The 21,491-nt window shown below is 69.1% G+C and carries 19 protein-coding genes; 14 read left to right on the forward strand and 5 right to left on the reverse strand.

Annotated elements, in window-relative coordinates; all coding sequences use genetic code 11:
* Positions 1-84 precede the first annotated feature (84 nt).
* The 4 genes from R2707_14700 to R2707_14715 are packed head-to-tail and all read left to right on the forward strand — an operon-like array spanning position 85 to position 4,098.
* The gene (locus R2707_14700; GenBank protein ID MEZ5246348.1) at positions 85-1,317 is read left to right on the forward strand and encodes a Xaa-Pro peptidase family protein; all 1,233 of its coding nucleotides are present in this window, start codon (positions 85-87) and stop codon (positions 1,315-1,317) included.
* A complete protein-coding gene (locus tag R2707_14705; protein ID MEZ5246349.1) occupies positions 1,314-2,264 on the forward strand; it encodes an aminopeptidase P family N-terminal domain-containing protein in 951 nt (316 codons plus the stop codon). Before R2707_14700 ends, R2707_14705 begins: the two co-directional genes overlap by 4 nt.
* On the forward strand, positions 2,261-3,349 hold the full coding sequence (locus R2707_14710; GenBank protein ID MEZ5246350.1) for a phosphotransferase family protein: 1,089 nt from the start codon (positions 2,261-2,263) through the stop codon (positions 3,347-3,349). The genes R2707_14705 and R2707_14710 overlap by 4 nt, the downstream gene beginning before the upstream one ends.
* The gene (locus R2707_14715; protein ID MEZ5246351.1) at positions 3,349-4,098 is read left to right on the forward strand and encodes an SDR family oxidoreductase; all 750 of its coding nucleotides are present in this window, start codon (positions 3,349-3,351) and stop codon (positions 4,096-4,098) included. Before R2707_14710 ends, R2707_14715 begins: the two co-directional genes overlap by 1 nt.
* A gap of 12 nt (positions 4,099-4,110) precedes the next feature.
* On the opposite strand, the gene R2707_14720 is transcribed toward R2707_14715, so the two are convergent.
* The 3 genes from R2707_14720 to R2707_14730 are packed head-to-tail and all read right to left on the reverse strand — an operon-like array spanning position 4,111 to position 6,660.
* Positions 4,111-4,875 (reverse strand): SDR family NAD(P)-dependent oxidoreductase, encoded by a 765-nt coding sequence (locus R2707_14720; GenBank protein ID MEZ5246352.1) that lies wholly within the window; start codon positions 4,873-4,875, stop codon positions 4,111-4,113.
* An 8-nt stretch (positions 4,876-4,883) separates the two neighbouring features.
* Positions 4,884-6,041 carry a hypothetical protein gene (locus R2707_14725; GenBank protein MEZ5246353.1) on the reverse strand — a complete coding sequence of 386 codons (1,158 nt, stop codon included), beginning with the start codon at positions 6,039-6,041 and terminating at the stop codon, positions 4,884-4,886.
* Positions 6,042-6,051: 10 nt separating this feature from the next.
* The gene (locus tag R2707_14730) at positions 6,052-6,660 is read right to left on the reverse strand and encodes a hypothetical protein (protein ID MEZ5246354.1); all 609 of its coding nucleotides are present in this window, start codon (positions 6,658-6,660) and stop codon (positions 6,052-6,054) included.
* A gap of 206 nt (positions 6,661-6,866) precedes the next feature.
* On the opposite strand from R2707_14730, the gene R2707_14735 reads away from it, so the two are divergent.
* The 4 genes from R2707_14735 to R2707_14750 are packed head-to-tail and all read left to right on the forward strand — an operon-like array spanning position 6,867 to position 11,730.
* Complete coding sequence (locus R2707_14735) at positions 6,867-7,802, forward strand: hypothetical protein (protein MEZ5246355.1); 936 nt, start codon at positions 6,867-6,869, stop codon at positions 7,800-7,802.
* Positions 7,802-9,709 (forward strand): PQQ-binding-like beta-propeller repeat protein, encoded by a 1,908-nt coding sequence (locus R2707_14740; GenBank protein ID MEZ5246356.1) that lies wholly within the window; start codon positions 7,802-7,804, stop codon positions 9,707-9,709. Before R2707_14735 ends, R2707_14740 begins: the two co-directional genes overlap by 1 nt.
* Positions 9,710-9,721: 12 nt before the next feature.
* Entirely contained in the window at positions 9,722-10,903 is a 1,182-nt protein-coding gene (locus tag R2707_14745) for a hypothetical protein (GenBank protein MEZ5246357.1), read from the forward strand.
* Positions 10,900-11,730, forward strand: coding sequence for an amidohydrolase family protein (locus tag R2707_14750; protein ID MEZ5246358.1), 831 nt, complete (start codon positions 10,900-10,902; stop codon positions 11,728-11,730). The genes R2707_14745 and R2707_14750 overlap by 4 nt, the downstream gene beginning before the upstream one ends.
* Here the strand turns inward: R2707_14750 and yqeC are convergent.
* Positions 11,727-12,464, reverse strand: a complete 738-nt coding sequence (yqeC, locus tag R2707_14755) for a selenium cofactor biosynthesis protein YqeC (protein ID MEZ5246359.1) — start codon at positions 12,462-12,464, stop codon at positions 11,727-11,729. The two genes, R2707_14750 and yqeC, sit on opposite strands and share 4 nt — an antisense overlap.
* A 118-nt stretch (positions 12,465-12,582) precedes the next feature.
* On the opposite strand from yqeC, the gene R2707_14760 reads away from it, so the two are divergent.
* The 5 genes from R2707_14760 (at position 12,583) to R2707_14780 (ending at position 18,104) form a co-directional block, all read left to right on the forward strand.
* A complete protein-coding gene (locus tag R2707_14760; protein ID MEZ5246360.1) occupies positions 12,583-13,755 on the forward strand; it encodes a BMP family ABC transporter substrate-binding protein in 1,173 nt (390 codons plus the stop codon).
* Positions 13,752-15,260: an ABC transporter ATP-binding protein gene (locus R2707_14765; GenBank protein ID MEZ5246361.1), complete on the forward strand. Its 1,509-nt coding sequence runs from the start codon at positions 13,752-13,754 to the stop codon at positions 15,258-15,260. The genes R2707_14760 and R2707_14765 overlap by 4 nt, the downstream gene beginning before the upstream one ends.
* Positions 15,257-16,330 carry an ABC transporter permease gene (locus tag R2707_14770; GenBank protein MEZ5246362.1) on the forward strand — a complete coding sequence of 358 codons (1,074 nt, stop codon included), beginning with the start codon at positions 15,257-15,259 and terminating at the stop codon, positions 16,328-16,330. Before R2707_14765 ends, R2707_14770 begins: the two co-directional genes overlap by 4 nt.
* A complete protein-coding gene (locus R2707_14775; protein MEZ5246363.1) occupies positions 16,327-17,277 on the forward strand; it encodes an ABC transporter permease in 951 nt (316 codons plus the stop codon). The genes R2707_14770 and R2707_14775 overlap by 4 nt, the downstream gene beginning before the upstream one ends.
* Positions 17,278-17,369: 92 nt before the next feature.
* Positions 17,370-18,104, forward strand: coding sequence for a thioesterase family protein (locus R2707_14780; GenBank protein MEZ5246364.1), 735 nt, complete (start codon positions 17,370-17,372; stop codon positions 18,102-18,104).
* Here R2707_14780 and leuA read toward each other — a convergent pair.
* Entirely contained in the window at positions 18,085-19,794 is a 1,710-nt protein-coding gene (leuA, locus tag R2707_14785; protein ID MEZ5246365.1) for a 2-isopropylmalate synthase, read from the reverse strand. The two genes, R2707_14780 and leuA, sit on opposite strands and share 20 nt — an antisense overlap.
* 214 nt (positions 19,795-20,008) lie before the next feature.
* Between leuA and R2707_14790 the strand changes: the two genes are divergently transcribed.
* Positions 20,009-21,490: an alkaline phosphatase family protein gene (locus R2707_14790; protein MEZ5246366.1), complete on the forward strand. Its 1,482-nt coding sequence runs from the start codon at positions 20,009-20,011 to the stop codon at positions 21,488-21,490.
* Position 21,491 lies beyond the last annotated feature (1 nt).

The following is a 21,491-nucleotide window of genomic DNA, read 5'->3' on the forward strand; positions in this document are numbered from 1 at the left end:
TCCTGGCGGAATGATGCCACCGGTTCGGCCGCGCACCGGCGTCCGCACATGACGCGAGTGTTAGATGTGATGCATGCTGGCGGAATGAACGCCGCCGTGGAGCTCCCGCTTCCCGACCTCGCCCGCATGCGCCGGACCCGTCTCGACCGACTCCAAGCCGAGATGCGGCGCCAGGATGTTGCGCTCGCGGTTCTGCTCCACGCCCCGCATGTCACCTACGCGACCGGCTACGTACCCGACGCGGTCGATGCCAGCCATGTGAACTACCTCCGGCCGGTCGCGATCGTGCCGGCGCAGGGACCGGCTCGACTCCACGCACACACCACCGGCCGCACGCCCGACGGGAGCCTCGGCGCACTCGACGCGGTACTCGGGTCGCCGCTCTGGCCGGAGCTCGACGACGGCGTTCCCGACCTCGTACAGGCGATCCACGATGCTGCCGGCCCGCTCACCGGCATGCGGATCGCCGTCGACTCCATCACCGGCGCGATGGCGCGTGCCGACGTGTTCGCCGGGGCCGAACTGGTCGATGCGACACGGGTGCTCGGACCGGTCCGGCTGTGCAAGACCGACGACGAGGTCGCCTGCATCGAACACGCCCAGATCGTCAACGAGCGGGCGATGGAGGTCGCCCGGGCCCGATGCGTGCCCGGTGCCCGGCGATCCGAGGTCGCCGGAGCGTTCTTGGCCGAACTGCGCCGACTCGGCGGCGACCACAACGAGATCGACCCGATCTTCCAGGTGATGCCCCGTCGCCGCGAGGATGGCGTGACGACGGCCGACGGTGGCGTCGCCTTCCCGACCGGCATCGAGGATCCCGTGTTCGCCGAAGGCGATCTCGTCTGGGTCGACGCCGGCCACGGTCACGAGGGTTATGCGTCGGACTACGGCCGCACCTGGATCGTCGGCCGAGCCCCCGACGCCGATGAACAGGCGTGCTTCGAGCAATGGCAGCACATCATGGCGGCGACCATTTCCGCGATCCGGCCCGGCGCCACCCTCGGCGATGTGGGTCGCGCCGCGACGGATGCCAACGGCGGCGAACGACCCTGGCTGTCGCACTTCTACGTCGCCCATGCGGTCGGCCTCGACAGCGCCGAGATGCCGATGATCGGGTCCGACCTCGGCGACGAGTTCGACGACGGCTACGAGCTCGCCGAGGGAATGATCCTGGTGCTCGAACCGATCGTGTGGCGTGACGGCATCGCCAGTTATCGGGCCGAGGAGATCGTCGTCGTGACCGCTGACGGATGCCGGATGCTCACGAGCCATCCGGGGTACCTGCCGTTCGAGCCGCCCGCGCAGGACCACGCATGACCAGCGCCTCGCTCGTGGAGGATCGCCGCAACCGGGTGCTGGCCGCGATGGCCGATGCCGGGCTCGACGTACTCGTGCTCGGCCGCCAGGACGACGCGAACTTCGCATCCGGGATGCACCGCCTCTGGACCGCGGGCACACGACCATTCGGTGCCGGCTGCATCGTCGTCGGGTCGAGCGGGCGCACCCACGTGCTGTCGAGCTGGGACGCGGGTCTGCCACCGACGATGTCGACCGAGGACCTCTACCCGTCGACGTGGAATCCGCGGGTGATGGCCGGCCACATGGCATCGGTGCCCGGGCTCGCGGAGGCCCGCCGGATCGGGGTCGACGAGGTCTCGCCGTCGTTCGCCCGGGCCGTCGCCCGCATCGCGCCCGGCGCCGAGATCATTCCGGCCGACGACGTGATCGCACGAGCCCGCCGGATCAAGTCCGCCGAAGAGGTCGAACTGATCCGCGCCGCCTGCGGCGTCGCCTGGGCCGGGATCGATGCCTTTCTCGCCGACCCGAGCAACGGCGAGTCCGGCATCATCGAAGCGACCGCCGCACGAGGCGTCACCATTCCGTCGTCGGGACCCGTGATCCGGCGGCTCCCCGACCGGCACGAGGTCGACGTCGGCGTGATGGTCGCCGGCTACGAAGGCGGCGTCGGTGGCAGCTTCGCCGACGGGCGTCGGCTCGAGGACAGTGCCCTGTGGGCGGCATGTCGCCCCGGGGCGACCCACACGGATCTGGCCCGCGCCGCGACCAAAGGCTGGCGCGTGCGCGGCCTGGGCATGGGCTGGGAACGGCCGGTACTGGCCCCGGGGCTGGGACACCACGAGACGCTCGAGGCCGGCATGGTCCTCAGCGTCACCGACGGCGAACAACGAGATGTCGTTGCCGTGACCACAGATGAACCCGTCGTGCTGTCGGCACGGCCGGACCCGAAGGAGACCCACACGTGAACGACGACAGCTTGTCGACCGACGACAGCCTCTCCACCGACGATGCTGCGCGAACGGAGGGGCTGATCGACCCGATCAAGCTCGGCGCGTGGATGGACGCCGAGGGGCTGCCCGGCGAAGGCGAGGCGATCTCTTCACGGTTCATCTCCGGGGGCGCGTCGAACGAGATCTTCGAGATCACCCGGGGTGACAACCGCTGGGCGCTACGGCGGCCACCGCGGGTCGTCCCCAAGGGCCGAAACGAGACGATGCTGCGCGAGTACCGGATCATCGAAGCGTTGACCGACACCCCGGTGCCGCACTGTCGGGCCTGGGGCTCCTGCGAGGACACGTCGATCCTCGGCAGCACCTTCTATCTGATGGAGTTCATCGACGGATGGTCGCCGATCAGCGAGCCGGAGTGGCCCGAGCCCTTCCTCTCCGATCTGAGCCTCCGACCGGCACTCGCCTACGAACTGATCGACGCGATCGCCGAGCTGTCGAAGGTCGACTGGAAGGCCCGCGGGCTCGAGGGACTCGGCCGACCCGAGGGATTCCACGACCGCCAGGTCGATCGTTGGATGGCCCACCTCGACGCCTTCTCGTTCCGCGAGATCCCCGGGCTCGACGAGGCGGCCGCCTGGCTGCGCGACCGGCGGCCCCGCAGCTACGTACCGGGGATCATGCACGGCGACTACCAGTTCGCCAACGTGATGTTCCATCACGGCGCGCCGGCCCGCATGGCTGCGATCGTCGACTGGGAGATGGGCACGGTCGGCGACCCACTCCTCGACCTCGCCTGGGTCGTCATGGGCTGGCCCGACGAGGGCGAGGACCGCAGCGGCTCGGGCTATGTCGACTACGAGGGCATGCCCAATCGGGCCGATCTCCTCGAACGGTATGCGACGGTGTCGGGGCGCGATGTCGACGAGATCGACTACTACGTGATCTTGGCCCGCTTCAAGATGGCGATCGTGCTGGAGGGTGGCTACGCCCGCTTCGTCCAGGGCGGGGCCGACAACCCGAAGATGGCGGCCTTCGGCGATGTCGTCCTGAGCATGGCCGACAGGGCGGCCGAGCTGGCCCGGACGACAACCCTGCCCTGATGCTCCTCGACGGCAAGGTCTCACTGGTCACCGGCGCCGGAGCGGGCATCGGTGCCGCCGTGGCCCACCGCTTCGCCGCCGAGGGCGCGATCCTCTGGCTCAACGACATCGACGCCGACGCGCTCGCTGCCGTGGTCGAAGACACCGGCGGCAGCGGCCTCGCAGGCGATGCGTCCGACCCGGAGTTCGTGTCGATGTGGGTCGACGAAGCGGCCCGTGGCCACGGTCGCATCGATGTGCTCTACAACAACGTCGGCGTGTCGCGCTCGGGCCGCATCGGCGACCTCACCGACGACGACTGGCGCCTCCAGCAGCGACTCACCCTCGACACCTGCTTCTACGCGACGCGGGCCGTGATCCCCCACATGCTGACCGGCAGGGGCGGGAGCATCGTGTCGATGTCGTCGGGCGCCGGGATCGGCGGCCAGTACGGCCTCGGTGGCTACGCCGCCGCGAAGGCCGGGGTCATCTCGTTGATGGAGACGGTCGCCACCGAGTACGGCGACGAGGGAATCCGAGCGAACTCGGTCACGCCCGGTCCGACGGCGACGGCGCCGCTGCTCGCCTATCTCGACCAGCAGGAGGGAGGAGTCGCCGCCCACACCGCAGACCTCGACCTCGCCCGACTCACCGAACCGGAGGAGGTCGCGGCGATCGTCGCATGGCTGGCATCCGATGAGTCGTCGGGCATCACGGGCACCTGTATCCGGGCGAACAGCCGCTCGGCCAGCCGCCGACCCCGCCGCTGATCCGGCGACCGATCAGGCCCGCAGGATCCCGCCGCCATCGACGCCGATCGTCTGACCGGTGACATAGCGGCTCGCGTCGGACAGCAGGAACGCGACCACCGGTGCGATGTCGAGTTCGGGATCGCCGTCGCGACCGATCGGATGGTCGTCGTACATGGCAGAGAACGCCGCCGTACGTTCCGGACTCGACCCCGGATCGAGTCGATGCGCGGCCGACGCCGGCAGGATGCAGTTGACCGTGATCCCGTCACGACCCCACTCGTTCGCGGCGGTGCGGGTGAGCGACCGGATCGCCTCGTTGGACGCCGCGTAGGGTCCGTAGCCGGCCGCCCCGGTGAGCCCCATCGCCGTCCCCATCGTGACGATGCGGCCCCAGCCCCTCGTCTTCATGTGGGGCACCACCGCCTGCATCGACCACAGCGTGCCCTTCGGGCCGGTGTCGAACAGCAGGTCCATGTCGCTCGCCGCCACCTCCTCGAGCGGGGTCACCGGGCGGAAGCTCTGGGCGTTGGCGACCAGGCCGTCGATCCGGCCCCACGTCTCCATGGTCTCGGCGCCGAGTGCCAGCATCGCCTCACGATCCGCCACATCGACGGCGCGCGCCAGATGGTCGATCCCGAGCCCGTCGAGTTCCGCCGCCGCGTCTGCGACCCGCTCGCGGTTGCGGCCGGTGATCACAACACGAGCGCCGAGCCCGCCGATGTGGCGGGCGAGGCCCCGGCCGATGCCCCGGGTCGCGCCGGTGATCACGACCACGCGATCGACGAGGTCGCTCACGGGCTCGGTCAGGAGAAGGTCGGAAGCTCGATGACGCCCTCGCCATTGGTGAGTCCGGCTCGATAGGCCTCCAGCCAGACGATCATGACGGCCTCGGCGACCAGACCGGTCTGCGCCGCGGCGACATCGTCCTCGGCCACGGCGCGAGCGTTGATCAGCGCCGCGGCCTGCACCGTCTCGAGGAACGACGAGCTGACGTCGAGCAGCTGGTCGTAGCTCTCCTGCGAGAAGCCCTGAACCGAGAGGCCCCCGCTCCACACGCTCACTCCACGCGGGATCGCCGCTTCCTGCACGGGCAGAAGCTCGGCGACGAGCTCCGGATCGGGTGGGTTCTCGCTGTTGAGCAGCGCCTGGAAGTCGCCGAGTTCTTCGAGTACCGCGAGTTTCGGCGTCGTGTAGACGCAGTCGAACAGGCCGCCGCAGTTCACCTGGAACTGGGGCGATGCCTCGACCCCCTCGGGTGGCGTGTTGAGGATCTCCTCGAGATAGCCCCGGTTGTAGCCGAAGTTGTCGGCGAGGCCTCGGATCGGATCGCCGCCCTCCTCGGCGGGTGGGCGATCGAACAGTGCGGCGCGAGCCGCCTCCAGGATCGCAGCGTCGTCGCCCTCGAGCGACGCGAGGCGGTCGCTCGCCCGGCCGATGGTCCCCGCGAACGACTCCTCCGTCGGCGTGTTCGAGAAACCGACCAGCGGCGCCTCCGGCTGAGCATCGGCGATCTCGCCGCGCAGCCAACGGCCGCCGAAGTAGCCCGACACCCACATCATCCACATGAGTTCCTGGCGACGCTCGGGAGTCGTCCCCTCGAACACCTCGTCGAACACCGTGACGGGAAGGTCGCCGAACAGGAACCGTTCCATCTCCGGCTCCTCGTCGGCGCCGAGACCGGCCACGTAGGCCGCCGCCAGCTCGTCGAGCGCGTCCGGCGCTTCGGCCGCCACATCGTTGTCCCAGAACGGATACGACACGAGTTCGACTGCCGCCGCCGCGGCTTCGACGGTGGTGGTCGTGGCCTCGGTGGTCGTGGTGGTCGCGTCGGCTGTCGTGGTCGACGCAACAGTGGTGGTCGACGGGGTCGTGGTCGGCGACGACGTGTCGGCGTCGTCGCCACACGCACCCGCGAGCAGTGCGACCGTGATCAGAACGGCAATGACGGGCATTCGACGCATGACGGTCCCCCTAGGACGTGCAGCTGGTGGCAATCCAAGCCGAGATGGCCGACATCGCGCCAATCATGCCCACGATCTCGGCGTCGCCCATGGCGCCCGCGAGTTCGAGGGCGGCCTGCGGGTTCGCCGAGAAGTCGGTGTTCCAGTCGAGCCCTGCGAAGATCTCGCCCAGCGCATCGAAGCCCTCCAGTGCCTGCTCGACCTCGCCGGAGATCTCGGGTGCCGTTTCACCGAGCGCCGCCAACGCGGCTCGCGACTGGTTGAAGCTCGCCTCGAACTCCTCGGGGTCGGAGCCACCGGTGGCATCGATCGTGGAGAGGTCGCCGGCGGCCTCGACCGCCGCCTGGATCTCGGCGCAATCGAGTGTCGTCCCGGTCAGCGGGGTGTCGTCCGTGCCCATGTCGTCGCCGGAACTCATGTCATCGCCGGAACTCATGTCGTCCCCGGAGCCCGTGTCGTCGCCGGAGCCCGTGTCGTCGCCAGTGCTGCTGTCGTCGGACGACGTGTCGTCCGCGCTCGTGCTGTCGCTGCTGCCACCGTCGTCGCCACACGCCGACGCGAGCAGGATCACCGCCGCCAACACCGCGATCCACCTGAGCAGACTCTTCCCACTGCGCATGTCACCCTCCGAGAGTTCATTTTCGACGCTCGCCGCTGCCTTCGCCGCCGGAGCCTCGCCAGGCTAGATGCTGGCGCTCCCCTACGCAGCACACCTCGCCCGAGAGGCCTCGTGCTCCTACAATCCGGCAATTGCGAAAGGGGCCTGCCGATGGTCGTTCGAATCCAGTGATCCCGCTCGACGGGCCCTTCTACGATCACCTCCGCGTGGGCGAGGAGCTGCCCCGGCAGCCGTCGATGACGATCGACGAGGGCATGGCGGCGCTGTACCAGTCGTGGGTCGGCGAACGCCTGCCCATGGCGCTCGACGCCTCGGTGACCGAAGCCGTCACCGGATCACCGGGTCGCCTCGCCAGCCCCGGACTCGTCATGCAGCTGTCGATCGGGCAGAGCACGACGATCAGCCGCCGGGCGATCGCCAACCTGTTCTATCGAGACGTTCGCCTCGTCCGGCCCGTCATGCTCGGCGAATCGATCGCCACGGTGGTGACCGTCACCGCCCTCGCCGACGGTTCTCACACCGAGGGCCGGGATCGACGGGGAAAGGTCCTCGTCGACATCGTCACCACCGCCGACGGTCGACCGGCAATCGAGTACGAGCGCTGCCCGATGCTCCCGCAAGCCGACCATGCCACCGCGCCCGGTCATGCCGACGATCTCGGCCGCGGCAGCGACCTCGACCTGGCCGCCTACGCCGCGCTCGTGCCCGCCCACTGGGACTTCACCGCACTCGGCGAACCGACGGCGTGGGCGACCGGCGACACGATCACCGACCCGATGCGCGACGTGATCGACGGCGCCACGGGAATGGTTCGTCTCACCCACAACCTCGCCATGATCCATCGCGACGCCGAGAAGTCGCCGTATCCGCAGCGACTCGTCTACGGCGGTCATGTCGTCGGACTCGCGCAGGCGTCGCTCTCGAGAGTTCTGCCCGGAATGGCCACGGTCGTCGGGTGGCACGGGTGTGACCACACCGGTCCGGCGTTCGAGGGCGACCTCCTGTCGTTCCGACACACACTGCTCGATGTCGCACCGGCGGGGAACGGTCGGGCGTTCGCCGTTCGGGTCGAGGGAACCGCCCATCGCGAGGACGACGAACCGAAGATTCTCGACTGGACGGTCATCGCGGTGGCCCCCTGATGGGCCGGATCGTCGGAGCGCTCGGCGCACTCGTGCTCCTGGCCGGGGCCTGCGCCGCCGACGATCCGCTGCCCGCGGCCACGGTCGACGCCGGCGTCGGCGCCCCCACGGGCATCGAGTGCCAGTGGCCGACCTACGGCCAGAACGCGACCCGGGCCTTCCGCGCCTGCGACACGAACCTCTCCGTCGGGACGGTCGCCGACCTGCGCGAGGCCTGGTTCTTCACCACCGACGACGTCGTCAGCGCCGCCCCGATCGTCGTCGACGGCACCCTTTTCGTCGGCGACTGGACCGGGGTCTTCTACGCGCTCGACGCAACGAGTGGCGACCTGCGATGGCGGCGACAGCTCCGCGTCAATCCCCAGCAGTACGGCGGGCAGATCTCGGCCAGCGCGGCCTACGTCCGACCCGGTGCCGGCGGGGCCGACGCCGTGGTGGTCGCGTCGGGCGACACCGTCTACTCGCTCGATCCGATCGACGGCAGCATCCGATGGTCGTCCTCGGTCACGACCGATCCGTTCGGCGAGGTACTCGGCTCGCCCCTCGTGATCGGATCACTCGTCGTCGTCGGCTTCGATGCCCACGGCGCACCGTTCCGTTCCGGCGTCCTGGCCCTCGACCTCGCGACCGGCGCCGAGGTCTGGTACTTCGACCCCGAGCAAGGGTCACGAACGGGGTGTGGTGGCGTGTGGGGCAGCCCGACCTTCGATGCCGACCGCGAGACCATCTTCATCGGCACCGCCAACTGTCCACCGGCGCGAGGAGGCTGGAACGAGAACAGCGAGGCGCTGATCGCCCTCGACGCCACGACCGGCGAGCGTCGATGGTCGTTCCAACCCCATCCCGAGAACGATCGCGACACCGACTTCGCCGGCGCACCCAACCTCCTGACCTCCGACACGGGTCGTGCCCTCGTCGGCCTCGGCAACAAGGACGCCCACTACTACGCGGTCGACCGCGACACAGGTGAACTCGTGTGGGCGACGGAGGCGACCGAGGAGGGCTACATCCGTCCCGGCTACGCGAGCGGCGGGTTCGTCGGCCCGGCGGCCGTCGGCGAGGGGCTGGTCATCGGAGCCACCGCGGTCGGCGACTGCCCGTGTCTGCACGCGCTCGACGAATCGACGGGCGCGATCCGCTGGCAGCAGCTGGCGGTCGAGCCGAGCTACGCCCCCACCACGATGGTCGGCGACCTCGCCTTCGTCGCCTCGATCGACACCGTGTTGCGCGCCGTCGACGTGGCCACCGGTGACGTGGTCTGGTCGCAATCGCTCGGTGTCCTCGCCAGCGGCGGGATCGCCGCGATCGGCGACGACGTGTGGGCCGTCGCCGGCTTCCGCGAACCCGGATCGGCCGGTCCGTCGGCCCGCAGCGGCGTGTTCCGTTTCACGATCGATCCCGATGCCGTGACGACCACTTCGACGACCACCACCGTCGCTCCCGACGTTGCCGATACCGAGGTGCGGTTGGTCGACCCGGCGGGCGCGTGCATCGACGAGCCGTGCACGCTGAGCTTCGAGCTCAAGGACCCGCCGCCGGGAACCGAGCCCACCGGCACGCTCGCGATCACGGCCGATCCCTTCTCGGTGACCGTCACCGCGAGCGGACTCGGTGACCCGACCGGCTGGATCCGCGAAGGCAGCGACGCAGCCACCGCCGGCGCCGTCGCCTATGGCGTGATGATCTCCGAACGCGACGACGAGCCCAACGGCGGATTCCTCTGCGTCCTCGACGCCGAGTTCTCGTGCACCGGCTCGTTCGTGCCCCGACCCGGCGCGAGCTACAACCGCATCAGCATCCTCGCTCTCGCCGATGTCGACGAGGTGCCCGACGCGGTCGACGGGTTCTCCCGCCTCGTCGACAGCATCTCCTTCAGCCCACCCCTCCAGACCCGAGTGATCGAATGAACAGGTAGTCGAATGAACCGTCCTGCCCTCCTCTTGTTCACACTGCTGGCCCTCGTGGCTGCGGCGTGCAGCGATGACACCGCCGCTGAACCCGACGCCACCACGACCACTTCGACCACCGCCGACACGACGTCCACGACGTCCACGACGTCCACGACGTCCACGACGACGGCTGCTCCCTCGCCCGAGCTCGGCGGCGCCATCGTGTTCTCGGGACAGGGCAACGACCTCGTGGCCTACGACCTCGACGGCAACCGGCAGCTCGTCATCCCCCGCGCCACCGACGACGATCCCGACAGCCGCGATCTCAACGGCCAGGTCTGCTTCCTCGACGCCACCACCTTCATCGCCGGCGAGGACACCGGCCAGCCCGACGTCGCCCCCGGATGGGGCATCTTCACCCTCGAGGGCGAGACGTTCGACGAGCTGCGGGGCGTACAGATCGGCAAGCTGATCCCCACCTATCAGCAGGCCGACAGCCAGCCCGAGATGTTCGGCTGCGGGGTGCTGGCCGACGGACGGATCGTGCTCACCGACGTCGGCAACCAGGCGCTCGGGGAAGGCACGGGTCAGCTGATGATGTTCTTCCCGCCCGATGCCGACGAGGGAATGGCGAGCTACCGGGGCGAGATCACCGAGCACTGCAAGCTCGACACCGGGATCGCGACCGCCCAGCAGATCGCCCTCGACGGCGACGGCGTCCTCGTCGCTTCGGCCCGCCCGCCGACCGTCGGGGTGTGGCGCTACTCCGGGCTGCCCGAGACGATCGACGATTGCGCACCGGCGGACAAGGAGCTGTTCATCGACCCGGCCGACGGCGGTCTCGGTATCGCCAACGGCATCAGCCGGGCGCCCGACGGCTGGTATGTGTCGTCGGTCTTCACCGGAGCGATCAACGAGTACGACGCCGACGGCGCGTTCGTGCGGGAGATCCTCCGCCCCCCGGCCGGCGAGACGCTCGGGGCCGATCCCTACTCGACCGGGACACCCAACGGGCTCGCCACCACGGCCGACGGGACGCTGTGGTACGCCGATCTCGGGCTCGTCATCAGCGACGACGGGGGAATCGGCCCGGGGTCGGGTACCGGCACGGTCCGCATCATCCGCTTCGTCGACGGGGAACCCCAGCCACCCGAGATCATCGACGACGGCCTCGCCTTCCCCGACGCGATCAGCACTCTGGAGACACCATGACCAACCACCGGGCCATCGACCTCTGGGTCAACGTCAACATGGGCGACGGCGTCCCCGCCGAGTTCCTCCAGCGGGTGAAGGAGGACTACTTCAAGGGCGGCGACGACTTCTTCAGGTCGCTGACCATCGACGAGACGATCGCCCAGATGGACGAGGCCGGTGTCGAGAAGGCCGTCATCTCGACCAGCGTGAAGAACCCCGAGCCGCGGATCCTCGAATTCGTCACCGAGCGGCCCGACCGGTTCGCGCTGGCCGCCTACGTCCGACCCCAGAAACTGATGCGCGAGCTGTGGCGGCTCGAGGACCTCGCCGCCGAGTACCCGGTGGCCATGGCCCGCGTGGTCCCGTTCGACATCGACGTCCCGCCGAGCGATGCCGTCTACTACCCGCTCTACGCGAAGTGCGTCGAGATGGACATGCCGCTGTCGATCAACACGGGCCTCCCCGGACCGCCCGTGCCGGGTGAGTGTCAGGACCCGATCCAACTCGACCGCGTCTGCTACCGCTTCCCCGAGCTGCGGATCTGCATGGCCCACGGCGCCGACCCGTGGTGGGGCACGGCGATGCGCCTGATGATCAAGTACGCCAACCTCTCGATCATGACGTCGGCGTATTCACCACGGCACTTCCCCGACGAGTTCGTGCACTTCATGAACACCCGGGGCAAGCACAAGGTGATGTTCGCCAGCGACCATCCGGTCCTCCCCATGAAGCGGGTCATCGACGAGGCCGAGCAGCTCGACCTGCGCGAGGGCGTGCTCGAGCGGTTCCTGCGCACCAACGCCGAGGAGTTCTTCTTCCGCGAGCGCCGTCCGCCGCGCGGTTAGCGCTCCGGCCGGTTCGGCGAGTCCTCGGGGTCGAACGGGGCGATCGCGATCACCGCCGCCTCGTCGCCCAACAGCTCGTCGACCCGTTCGAGCAGCGGCCGATGGCGATCGGTGACCTGGTTCACGACGACGACGAAGCGCGCCCCCGGAGGACATCCCTTGCGCGAGCCCGCCGGATCGAGCAACACCCGGGCCAGACGCTCGGCATCGAGCTCGTCGTCGACACCGCATCCTGCGATCGCGGCGACGAGTTCGGGGCGATGGCAGACCTGGCCGATGGGGTGGCCCAACGCCGCAGCGCCGACACACGCAACGAGGGTGGTCGTCGTCGCGGGGACGACCGGTTCGTGCGAAGCGGGGGCCTTGAACGGCATTCGCCGTGAGCCGTCCGCCTCGAGCACCACCTGATCGGCGAGTCCGGTCCAGCGCGCCACGACGTCGGGGGCGAAGCCGAGCGCGCGGTGTTCGTCGATGCCGTTCCAGCACAACACCACCCGGTCGCGAGCCAGGGTCGCCGCCAACTCGTCGTCGGTGGGGCTCGACAGCGGCACGAGCCCATCGGTGCGATCGCTGCCCATCTTGGTGGTGGTGGAGAGCACGACGGTGCCCGGCAGTTGGCGGCCGAGGGCGAAGAGCACGGTGGTCTTTCCACCTCCCCCGACCAACGCGGTCGTACCCCGTTCGGGAAGCGCGAGGGCCGGGGCGAACTCACCGATGGGGAGTGGCTTCGTCACGTCGATCTTCCGCATCGTTTCTGCCGAGTTTCGGGACTGAGAATTTGTGGCCCCAACGATTGACACCCCCGGTGTATCACCTAAGTTTCCGGGCGATTCACCTTGGAGGGAACCACTCATGAAACGACGACTACTCGTTGTCCTCGCCATCCTGCTCGGATTCACGCTGTTCGCCGCCTCGTGCGGCGACGACAGTGCCGACGACAGTGCCGACGACAGTGCCGACGACACCGGCGATTCGGGCGATTCGGGCGCGACCGATGACTCCGGCGACGCGGGCGGCGACGCCAGTGACGTCACCGCAGCATTCATCTACATCGGCGAACCCGGCGATGCCGGCTGGACCTACGCCCACGATCAGGGTCGCCAGTTCGCAGAGGCTCAGACCGGCGCCACCACGGTGACCGTGGAGAACATCGCCGAGGGAAGCCCCGAGTTCGACCAGGCTGTCCGCGACTTCATCGCCGACGGCGCCGACGTCATCTTCGCGACGTCGTTCGGCTACATGGACGCGATGGAGTCGCTTGCGGCCGAGTTCCCCGATGTGGCGTTCGAGCACGCGACCGGGTTCAAGTCGAACGACACGAACTTCGGCAACTACTTCGGTCGGATCTACCAGGCCCGGTACCTGACCGGCCTGACCGCCGGCGCGGCGAGTCCGACCGGCAACATCGGCTATGTCGCGGCCTTCCCGATCCCGGAGGTCATCCGTGGCATCAATGCCTTCACGCTCGGTGTGCGCGCCGCCAATCCGGACGCGACCGTGACGGTCAACTGGACCTCCACCTGGTTCGATCCCGCGGTCGAGGGCGACGCCGCCAACGCGCTGCTCGAGGGCGGCGCCGATGTCATCGCCATGCACCAGGACTCCACCGCCGCGGGCGAGGCCGCCGAGGCGGCCGGGGCCCGATGGGTGTCGTACAACAGCGACATGAGCGCCTTCGCTCCCGAGGCCTACCTGTCGTCGGCCGTGTGGGACTGGGGCCCGTACTACGCCTCGGCGATCGAGCAGGTCGCGGCCGGCACCTACGCCGGCGGTTCCTACTGGGGCGGCATGGACGACGGCATCGTGCAGATCGGCAGCCTGGCCGACGACGTGTCCGACGAGACCAAGGCCCAGATCCAGGACCTGACCGATCAGATGATCGCCGGCACGTGGGACCCGTTCACGGGTCCGATCAACGACCAGGACGGCAACGAGGTCATCGCCGAGGGCGTGGTCCCCGATGACGGCGCACTTCTCGGCATGGACTACTTCGTCGAGGGCGTCATCGGCTCCGCTGCGGGGTGACAACTCCCGCCGTCGAACTCGACGGCATCTGGAAGCGATTTCCCGGTGTGATCGCGAATTCCGGGGCGAGCCTCACGGTTCGCCCCGGAACGGTCCACGCCGTCCTCGGTGAGAACGGCGCCGGGAAGACCACCCTCATGAACTGTCTCGCCGGGGTCTACCGCCCCGACGAGGGGAGCATCCGTATCGACGGTCGGGAGATGCGCTTCTCGTCGCCGGCCGACGCGATCAGGGCCGGCGTCGGCATGGTGCACCAGGAGTTCCGGCTCGTCCCGACGTTCACCGTCGCGGAGAACGTCGTCCTCGGGGCCGCTCCCCACATCGTCAACCGGGCTCGGATCGACACGGGAGTGGCCGCCCTCGCCGAGCGGTTCGGTTTCCGAGCCGAGCCCGAACGGCCGGTGTGGCAGCTCTCGATGGGCGAACGGCAACGTGTCGAGATCCTCAAGGCACTCTGGCGCGATGCTCGCGTCCTGATCCTCGACGAGCCGACCGCGGTCCTGACTCCTCAGGAGGCCGAAGAACTGGGGGCCGTGCTGCGGCGGATGGTGGCCGAGGGTCGCTCGGTCATCTTCATCTCCCACAAGCTCGACGAGGTGACGGCGTTCTGTGACGAAGCCACCGTCCTGCGCGGCGGCAGCACCGTGGCCGCCTCGGTCGAGGTCGCCTCCGTCGACGCCGGCGAACTCGCCCGGTTGATGGTCGGCGAGGTCGACGCACCACCGGTCAACCGGCGGGACACGATCGTCGGCGACATCGCCCTGTCGGTCCGCGATCTGCGGGTCGTCGATGCCCGCGGGATCACCGCCCTCGACGGGGTCTCGTTCGATCTGCGGTCGGGCGAGATTCTCGGCGTCGCCGGCGTGGCCGGCAACGGGCAGCGGGCCCTCACCGATGCCATCGCCGGCCTCCAGAGTTCCATCGGCGGCACCGTCGAGGTCATGGGCACCGACATCACCGGCGCCCACCCGCGAGCGCGACACAAGGCGGGACTCGCCTACGTACCGGAGGACCGCCTCGGCGTCGGCCTTGCGCCCAAGTTGCCGATCACCGAGAACGCGATCATGCGGGAGTACCGGGCGCTGCGCCGCGGGCCCCTGCTCTCGTGGTCCACCGCCCGGGCCTTCTGCGACGGACTCGTCGAGCGGTTCGAGGTGAAGGTCGGCCGGGTGGAGGCCCCCATGGCCTCGCTCTCCGGCGGAAATCTGCAGCGGCTGCTGCTGGGTCGCGAGCTCAGTGGGAACCCCGAGGTGGTCGTCGCCTCGCAACCGACCCGTGGGCTCGACGTCGCCGGAGTCCGCGCGATCCAGCAACTCCTCGTCGCCCAGCGCGACGAGGGCACCGGAGTGCTGATGATCTCCGAGGATCTCGACGAACTCCTCGCCCTCGCCGACCGGATCATCGTCATGGTCGAGGGTCGCATCGTCGGCGAGTTCGACGCGCGCACCACCAGCCGAACCGAGATCGGCGAAGCCATGATGGGCGGCAGGCGGGCCGACGCATGAAACGGCTCGTTCTGGCCCGCCGGGAGACCCCGACGCGTGGAGGCCAGCCGGTCGCGTTCCTGGCCGGATTGATCTTCGCCCTGCTGGCGGGCGCGATCCTGATGAAGATCTCGGGCGATCCCGCCCTCGACGTCTACCGCCGGATGTGGGAGCGCTCCCTGGGATCGACCGACACGTGGAGTGTCACCTTCAATCGGGCGGTGCCACTCGCCCTGGCCGGCCTGGCCGTGTCGATCGCGGCGACGATGGGCCTCTGGAACATCGGGGCGGAGGGACAGATCCTCTTCGGGGCCACCGCGGCGACACTGGTCGGCCGACTCTTCCCCGACGCGCCCGGACCCCTGCTGATCATCGCCATGTTGCTCGCGGCGGCGATCGGCGGCGCGTTGTGGGCGCTCGGCCCCGGACTCGCCAAGGCCGAGTTGGGCGTGAGCGAGATCATCACCACCCTCATGCTCACCGAGGTCGCCATCCGCCTGATCACCTATCTCGAGCAGGGCCCGTGGAAGGACCCGGAGGGCTTCGGCTTCCCGAACATCACCGAGCGACCTGCGCAGGCCGAGCTCGGCGATCTCTGGGATCGAACCCACATCGGTGTACTCCTCGCCCTCGCCGTCATCGGGGCGTTCGCCTGGTTCATCAACCGCAGCGTGTGGGGATACGAGCTCCGCATCGCCGGGTCATCACGCCAGACCGCGGCCTACGCCGGCATCTCGATGCGCCGCAAGGTGCTGGGCGTCCTGCTCCTGTCCGGGGCCGTCGCCGGGTTCGCCGGCGGCATCGAGCTGACGGGAACGGCGGTCCGTCTCAACACCCAGCTGTCGAACGGCTACGGCTTCTCCGGGATCATCGTCGCGGCGTTGGCGCTGATGAAACCGAGCGGCCTCCCCTTCGTCGCGCTGGCCTTCGGAGCCGTGCAGGTCGGCGGCCAGAGCATCCAGACCTCACTCGGCGTCTCCCCCGCCGTGTCGACGATCCTCCAGGCGCTCATCCTGTTCGGCGCCATCGGTGCCGCCGTCTTCTCGAACTACCGGGTCGTCGCCGTCGATCGTCAGGTGCCCACCGCATGATCCTCGCCTTCACCTTCACCGAGGCCAGTGTCATCGGCCTGCTGGTCGCCGCAGTGCAGTTCGGCACGCTGCTGTACCTCGCCGCGCTGGGCGAGACCGTCGCCGAGAAGTCCGGCGTCCTCAACCTGGGCGTCGAGGGGATGATGGCCACCGGCGCCGCGGTCGGCTTCATCGTCGCCGTCGAGACCGGCAGTCCATGGGCCGGCCTGCTCGCCGGCGCCGCCGCCGGAGCCCTGCTCTCGCTCGTGCATGCGGTGGCGGCCGTCGGCCTCGGGGCCGACCAGGTCGTGAGCGGACTCGCGCTCACCATTCTCGGGCTGGGCCTGGCCGACTTCGTGGGCGACGGCTACACCGACGACGCCCGGCGATCGGTGTTTCGTGACGTCGAGATCCCCGGGCTCGACGACATCCCGTGGTTCGGTGAGATCGTGTTCCGTCATTCGCCGGTGACCTATGGCGCGATCCTGAGCGGCATCGTCGTGTGGTTCGTGCTCAACCGGACCGATGTCGGGCTCGGCCTCCGGGCTGCCGGCGAGACCGCGGCCACCGCCGACGCGGCCGGACACTCGGTCCTGCGGCTGCGGTTCGCTGCGGTGATGGTGGGAGGGGCATTCGCCGGCGCGAGCGGCGCCTACCTCACCACCTACCTGGTCGGATCGTGGAGCCAGAACCTCACCGCAGGGCGCGGATGGATCGCCGTCGCCCTCGTCATCTTCGGCGCCTGGCGTCCGGGCCGGGTCGCGCTCGGCGCCCTGCTCTTCGGGTTCACCCTGGCCCTCAAGAGCCGCCTCGGGGTGTTCGGCATCGAGTTCTCGCCGATCCTGCTCGACATGACGCCGTATCTCCTGACGGTCGCCGTCCTCGTCGTGATCTCGATCCGGGCGCGGGACAAGCCGTCGCCCGCGCCCGCTGCGATCGGGATCCCCTACCGCCGGGAAGAACGCTGAGCACGCCGCGCATCCGCCGGCCGGCCGATCTGCTCGCCGGCCTGCGACTCGACCACGCCGGAGAGCTCACCTGGACCGGGCCGGGGCTCGTGATGCCGAAGGCGAAGTGGGTGTTCGGCGGCATCGTGGGCGCCCAGGCCCTCGTGGCCGCTGCCAAGACCACCGACGGCAAGGTCCCCCGTTCCGTGCGTATCCGGTTCCTTCGCCAGGCGACGCCTCACGAACCGATCCGCCACACCGTCGCCATCGTCTCCGACTCCAACACCTTCGCCGACCGAAGGATCGAAACCACCTCGGGCGACGACCTGATCGCGACGACCACCGTCGTCTTCCACTCCCCCGACGACACCGATCTCGGCCACCAGCACACGATGCCCGACGTCGACGCCCCGACCGAGGAGCTGGCGATCGAGGGCGCCGGTTTCGAGTCGATCGATCTCAACATCCCACCGATCCACGGCCATGCCGCAGCGCCGCCACAACAGCGCCACTGGATGCGTGGGCGCGGCACGCCGACCGACGACGTCGTCGCCAACGCGGCGATGCTCACGATGGCGAGCGACCTGTTCCTCGTCGCGTCGGCCTGGCGCCCGATCGAGGGCTACTCGATCGTCGATGTCGGCACGGTGATGTCGTTCGGACTCGACTTCACCGTCTGGTTCCACCACCCCGTCGAGATCGCGGATTGGCACCTGCTCGACGTCGACACGCCCTCGGCCGCCAACGGACGGTCGCTCAGCTTCGCGAACTGGTACCGGCCCGATGGTCTCCTGGTGGCGTCGGTCGCGCTCGACGCGGTGATGCGGGTCAGGCCCGCATCCGGTTGACCGCCGACACGATGGCACGCAGCGAGGCCGACACGATCGACTCGTGGAGGCCGACCCCCCACACGACATCGCGGGCACCGGTGTCGACCGCCACGTAGGCCGCGGCGGTCGCGTCGGACCCGGCACCCATCGTGTGTTCGGTGTAGTCGGCGATCTTGCCCTCGAACAGCCCCACCTCGGTGAGGGCACGGACGAACGCATCGATCGGACCGTTGCCGTCGCCGGTGATCATCCGCTCCTCGCCGTCGATGATCATCTTGGCCTCGAGGGTCGTGAGTCCACTGTCGATCGTGTCGCTGGTGGCGCGGTGGCCCACGATCTCGATCGTGCGCTGTTCGGGTTCGACGTACTCACCCATGAAGCGACGATGGATCTCGTAGGACGTGATCTCCGTACCGGATTCCTCGGTCACCTTCTGGATCTTCTTCGAGAAGTCGACCTGGAGGCCGCGCGGGAGATCCAGCCCGTACTCGTGCAGGAGCACATAGGCCACGCCGCCCTTGCCCGACTGGCTGTTGACCCGGATGACCGCCTCGTAGCTGCGGCCGAGGTGACGGGGATCGATCGGCAGGTAGGGCACGTCCCACGAGTCGTAGTTGCCGACGAGCGCCTCACCGGGCTGGACGTCGTAGATGTCGGCCATGCCCTTCTTGATGGCGTCCTGATGGCTCCCCGAGAAGGCGGTGTAGACGAGATCACCGACATAGGGGTGCCGGGGGTCGATGGTCATCCGGTTGGAGAACTCGTAGACGCGACGCATCTCGTCGATGTCGCTCATGTCGAGCTTCGGGTCGACACCCTGCGTGAAGAGGTTGAGACCGATGGTGACCAGGTCGACGTTGCCGGTGCGTTCGCCGTTGCCGAAGAGGGTGCCCTCGACCCGGTCGGCGCCGGCCATCAGCCCCATCTCGGCCGCGGCCACCGCCGTGCCCCGATCGTTGTGGGGATGCAGCGACAACAGCACGGTGTCGCGGTTCTTGATCTCGCGATCGAACCGCTCGATCAGGTCAGCGTAGAGATTCGGGGTCGACATCTCGACCGTGGCCGGCAGGTTCAGGATCAACGGCTTCTCCGCGGTCGGCTGGAACACGTCCATGACCGCCTCGCACACCTCGATGGCGAACTCGGGCTCGGTCCCCGTGTAGCTCTCGGGCGAGTACTCCCACCTGATCGATTCGGGGTTGCTCGAGCGCTCGAGCCCTTCCATGCAGACCCTGGCACCGTTGACGGCGATGTCGACGATGCCCGCACGGTCGAGACCGAACACGACGCGGCGCTGCGTCGTCGACGTGGAGTTGTAGAGATGGACGATGGCACTCGGCGCGCCGTCGATCGCCTCGAACGTGCGGTCGATGAGGTCCTTGCGGGCCTGGGTGAGCACCTGGATGGTGACGTCGTTCGGGATGTGGCCGCCCTCGATCAGCTCACGAACGAAGTCGAAGTCGGTCTGCGACGCGGCCGGGAACCCGACCTCGATCTCCTTGAAGCCCATCTGCACGAGCAGGTCCCACAGGCGCCGCTTGCGGGTGGAATCCATCGGATCGACGAGGGCCTGGTTGCCGTCGCGAAGGTCGACCGAGCACCAGATGGGGGCCGACTCGATGCGTCGGCCCGGCCAGGTGCGGTCGGGAAGCTCGACGGCGGGATACGGCCGGTACTTCTCGAACGGCATGGGCGCCTGGGTGGTCATGGGATGCTCCGTGATCGGGATGGGGAAAGGGTACTGAAAAACACGAAACCCCCCGGGCCCGAGGGCACGAGGGGTTCGGCGAGCGCCGTATGGGGCGCTCGCCTACACGAGAAGAAGCAGCTGGTGCTGGGGGGAGGGTGCTGGCGTCTTCACGGGGTCCACCCTAGGAGAATCGGCCACGATGTCCAACCGATGAGTGGATTACGCTCGGCCCATGCCCGATCCCTCGATCGACCCGGCCGCTCTCGCCGAAACGGTGCTCATCGACCCGGCCCTCGACGCCGAAGTCGACACCGTCCTGCGGCGAACGGCCGACGGGTACCGTGCGGCCTCGGCGCGCGGCTCGGTCGACTTCGTCCGCAGCGCCGACGACATGATCGAGATCCTCGCAGAGGTCGGCGACAACCCGTTGGGCGACCAGCGGACCGACCAGCGCACGAGCGTCGAGGTCGAGACCGACGACCCGTGGGCCCGACTCGGCGAGCACCCGACACCGCACGCCATGGCGAGCGTGGCCCAGTACTTCGACTCGCCCCATGCCCCCGATCTGGTGGTGTTGCACGCGCCGACCCACCGCTTCCACGGCAACGTCGGCGAACACGGCTCGTTGGCCACCACCCAGGCCCGGGCGCCGTTCATCGCGGCGGGGCCGGGCGTCGTCGCCCGCGGCATCGTCGACGAACACATTCGCACGGTCGACGTCGCCCCCACCCTCGCCGCCTTGCTCGGCTGCGCCACGATCGACGGGGTCGACGGCCTCGGGCGGGCTCGGGCCGGTGTGCGCCTACGGGTCCAGGACGGCGACGAGGCCACGACCCTGCTCGATCCCGACACCCGGCCCGATCATGTCGTGCTGTTCCTCTGGGACGGCTGCAACCCGCAGGCCCTCCACGCCGCCGCGGCCCGGGGCGACGCGCCACGAACCGCCGAACTGATCGAACGCGGGACGTCGTATCGCCACGGCGCCTACGCCAGCCTCCCCACGGCCACGCTGGCCAACCATTCGGCCGCGTCCACCGGGGTGTTCCCCGGACGCTCCGGGATCCTCCACAACACCTGGTACGACCGCGGCAACGACCACGTCGTCGACCTGCTCGACTACCGCCAGATGATCACCGCCCGCGACCACCTCAGGGCCGACATCGAGACGATCCACGAGGCACTGCACCGCAACGAACCCGACGCGGTCTCGGTCGCCACCTACGAATACGGCGACCGGGGCGCCGACTGGTCCAGCTACCTCCAGCTCAGTTCCGGGGGACCGCAGGGTCCGATGAGCGACGAGGACCGCCGACGGCACCGGACCCCGGACTTCATGGGCATTCCCGAGTTCCGCAACTACAGCGTCTACGACGCCCGCAGCGTGGCCGATGCGCGCCACTGCTGGTCCGGAGCGCTCGGGGCACTCCCCCGCTTCTCGTGGGTGACGCTCAACCTCACCGATTCGGTGGGCCACTACGGCGGACCCCACAGCGAGATCGGTCGGACCGCCATCCGCGACACCGACGCCCGCATGGGCGAGGTCATCGACGAGATCGACCGGCGGGGAGTGCTCGACCGCACGGCCATTGTGCTGTGCGCCGACCACGGGATGCAGACCACCGCCGACGGCGATCCGGTCGATCTCTCGGTGCCCCTTCGCGATGCCGGTGTCGAGCACCTGATGGTCGACGCCCAATACGTCTACCTGCGCTGAG

It is taken from the genome of Acidimicrobiales bacterium, assembly GCA_041394245.1.
In the GTDB taxonomy this organism is placed as follows: Bacteria; Actinomycetota; Acidimicrobiia; order Acidimicrobiales; family Aldehydirespiratoraceae; genus JAJRXC01.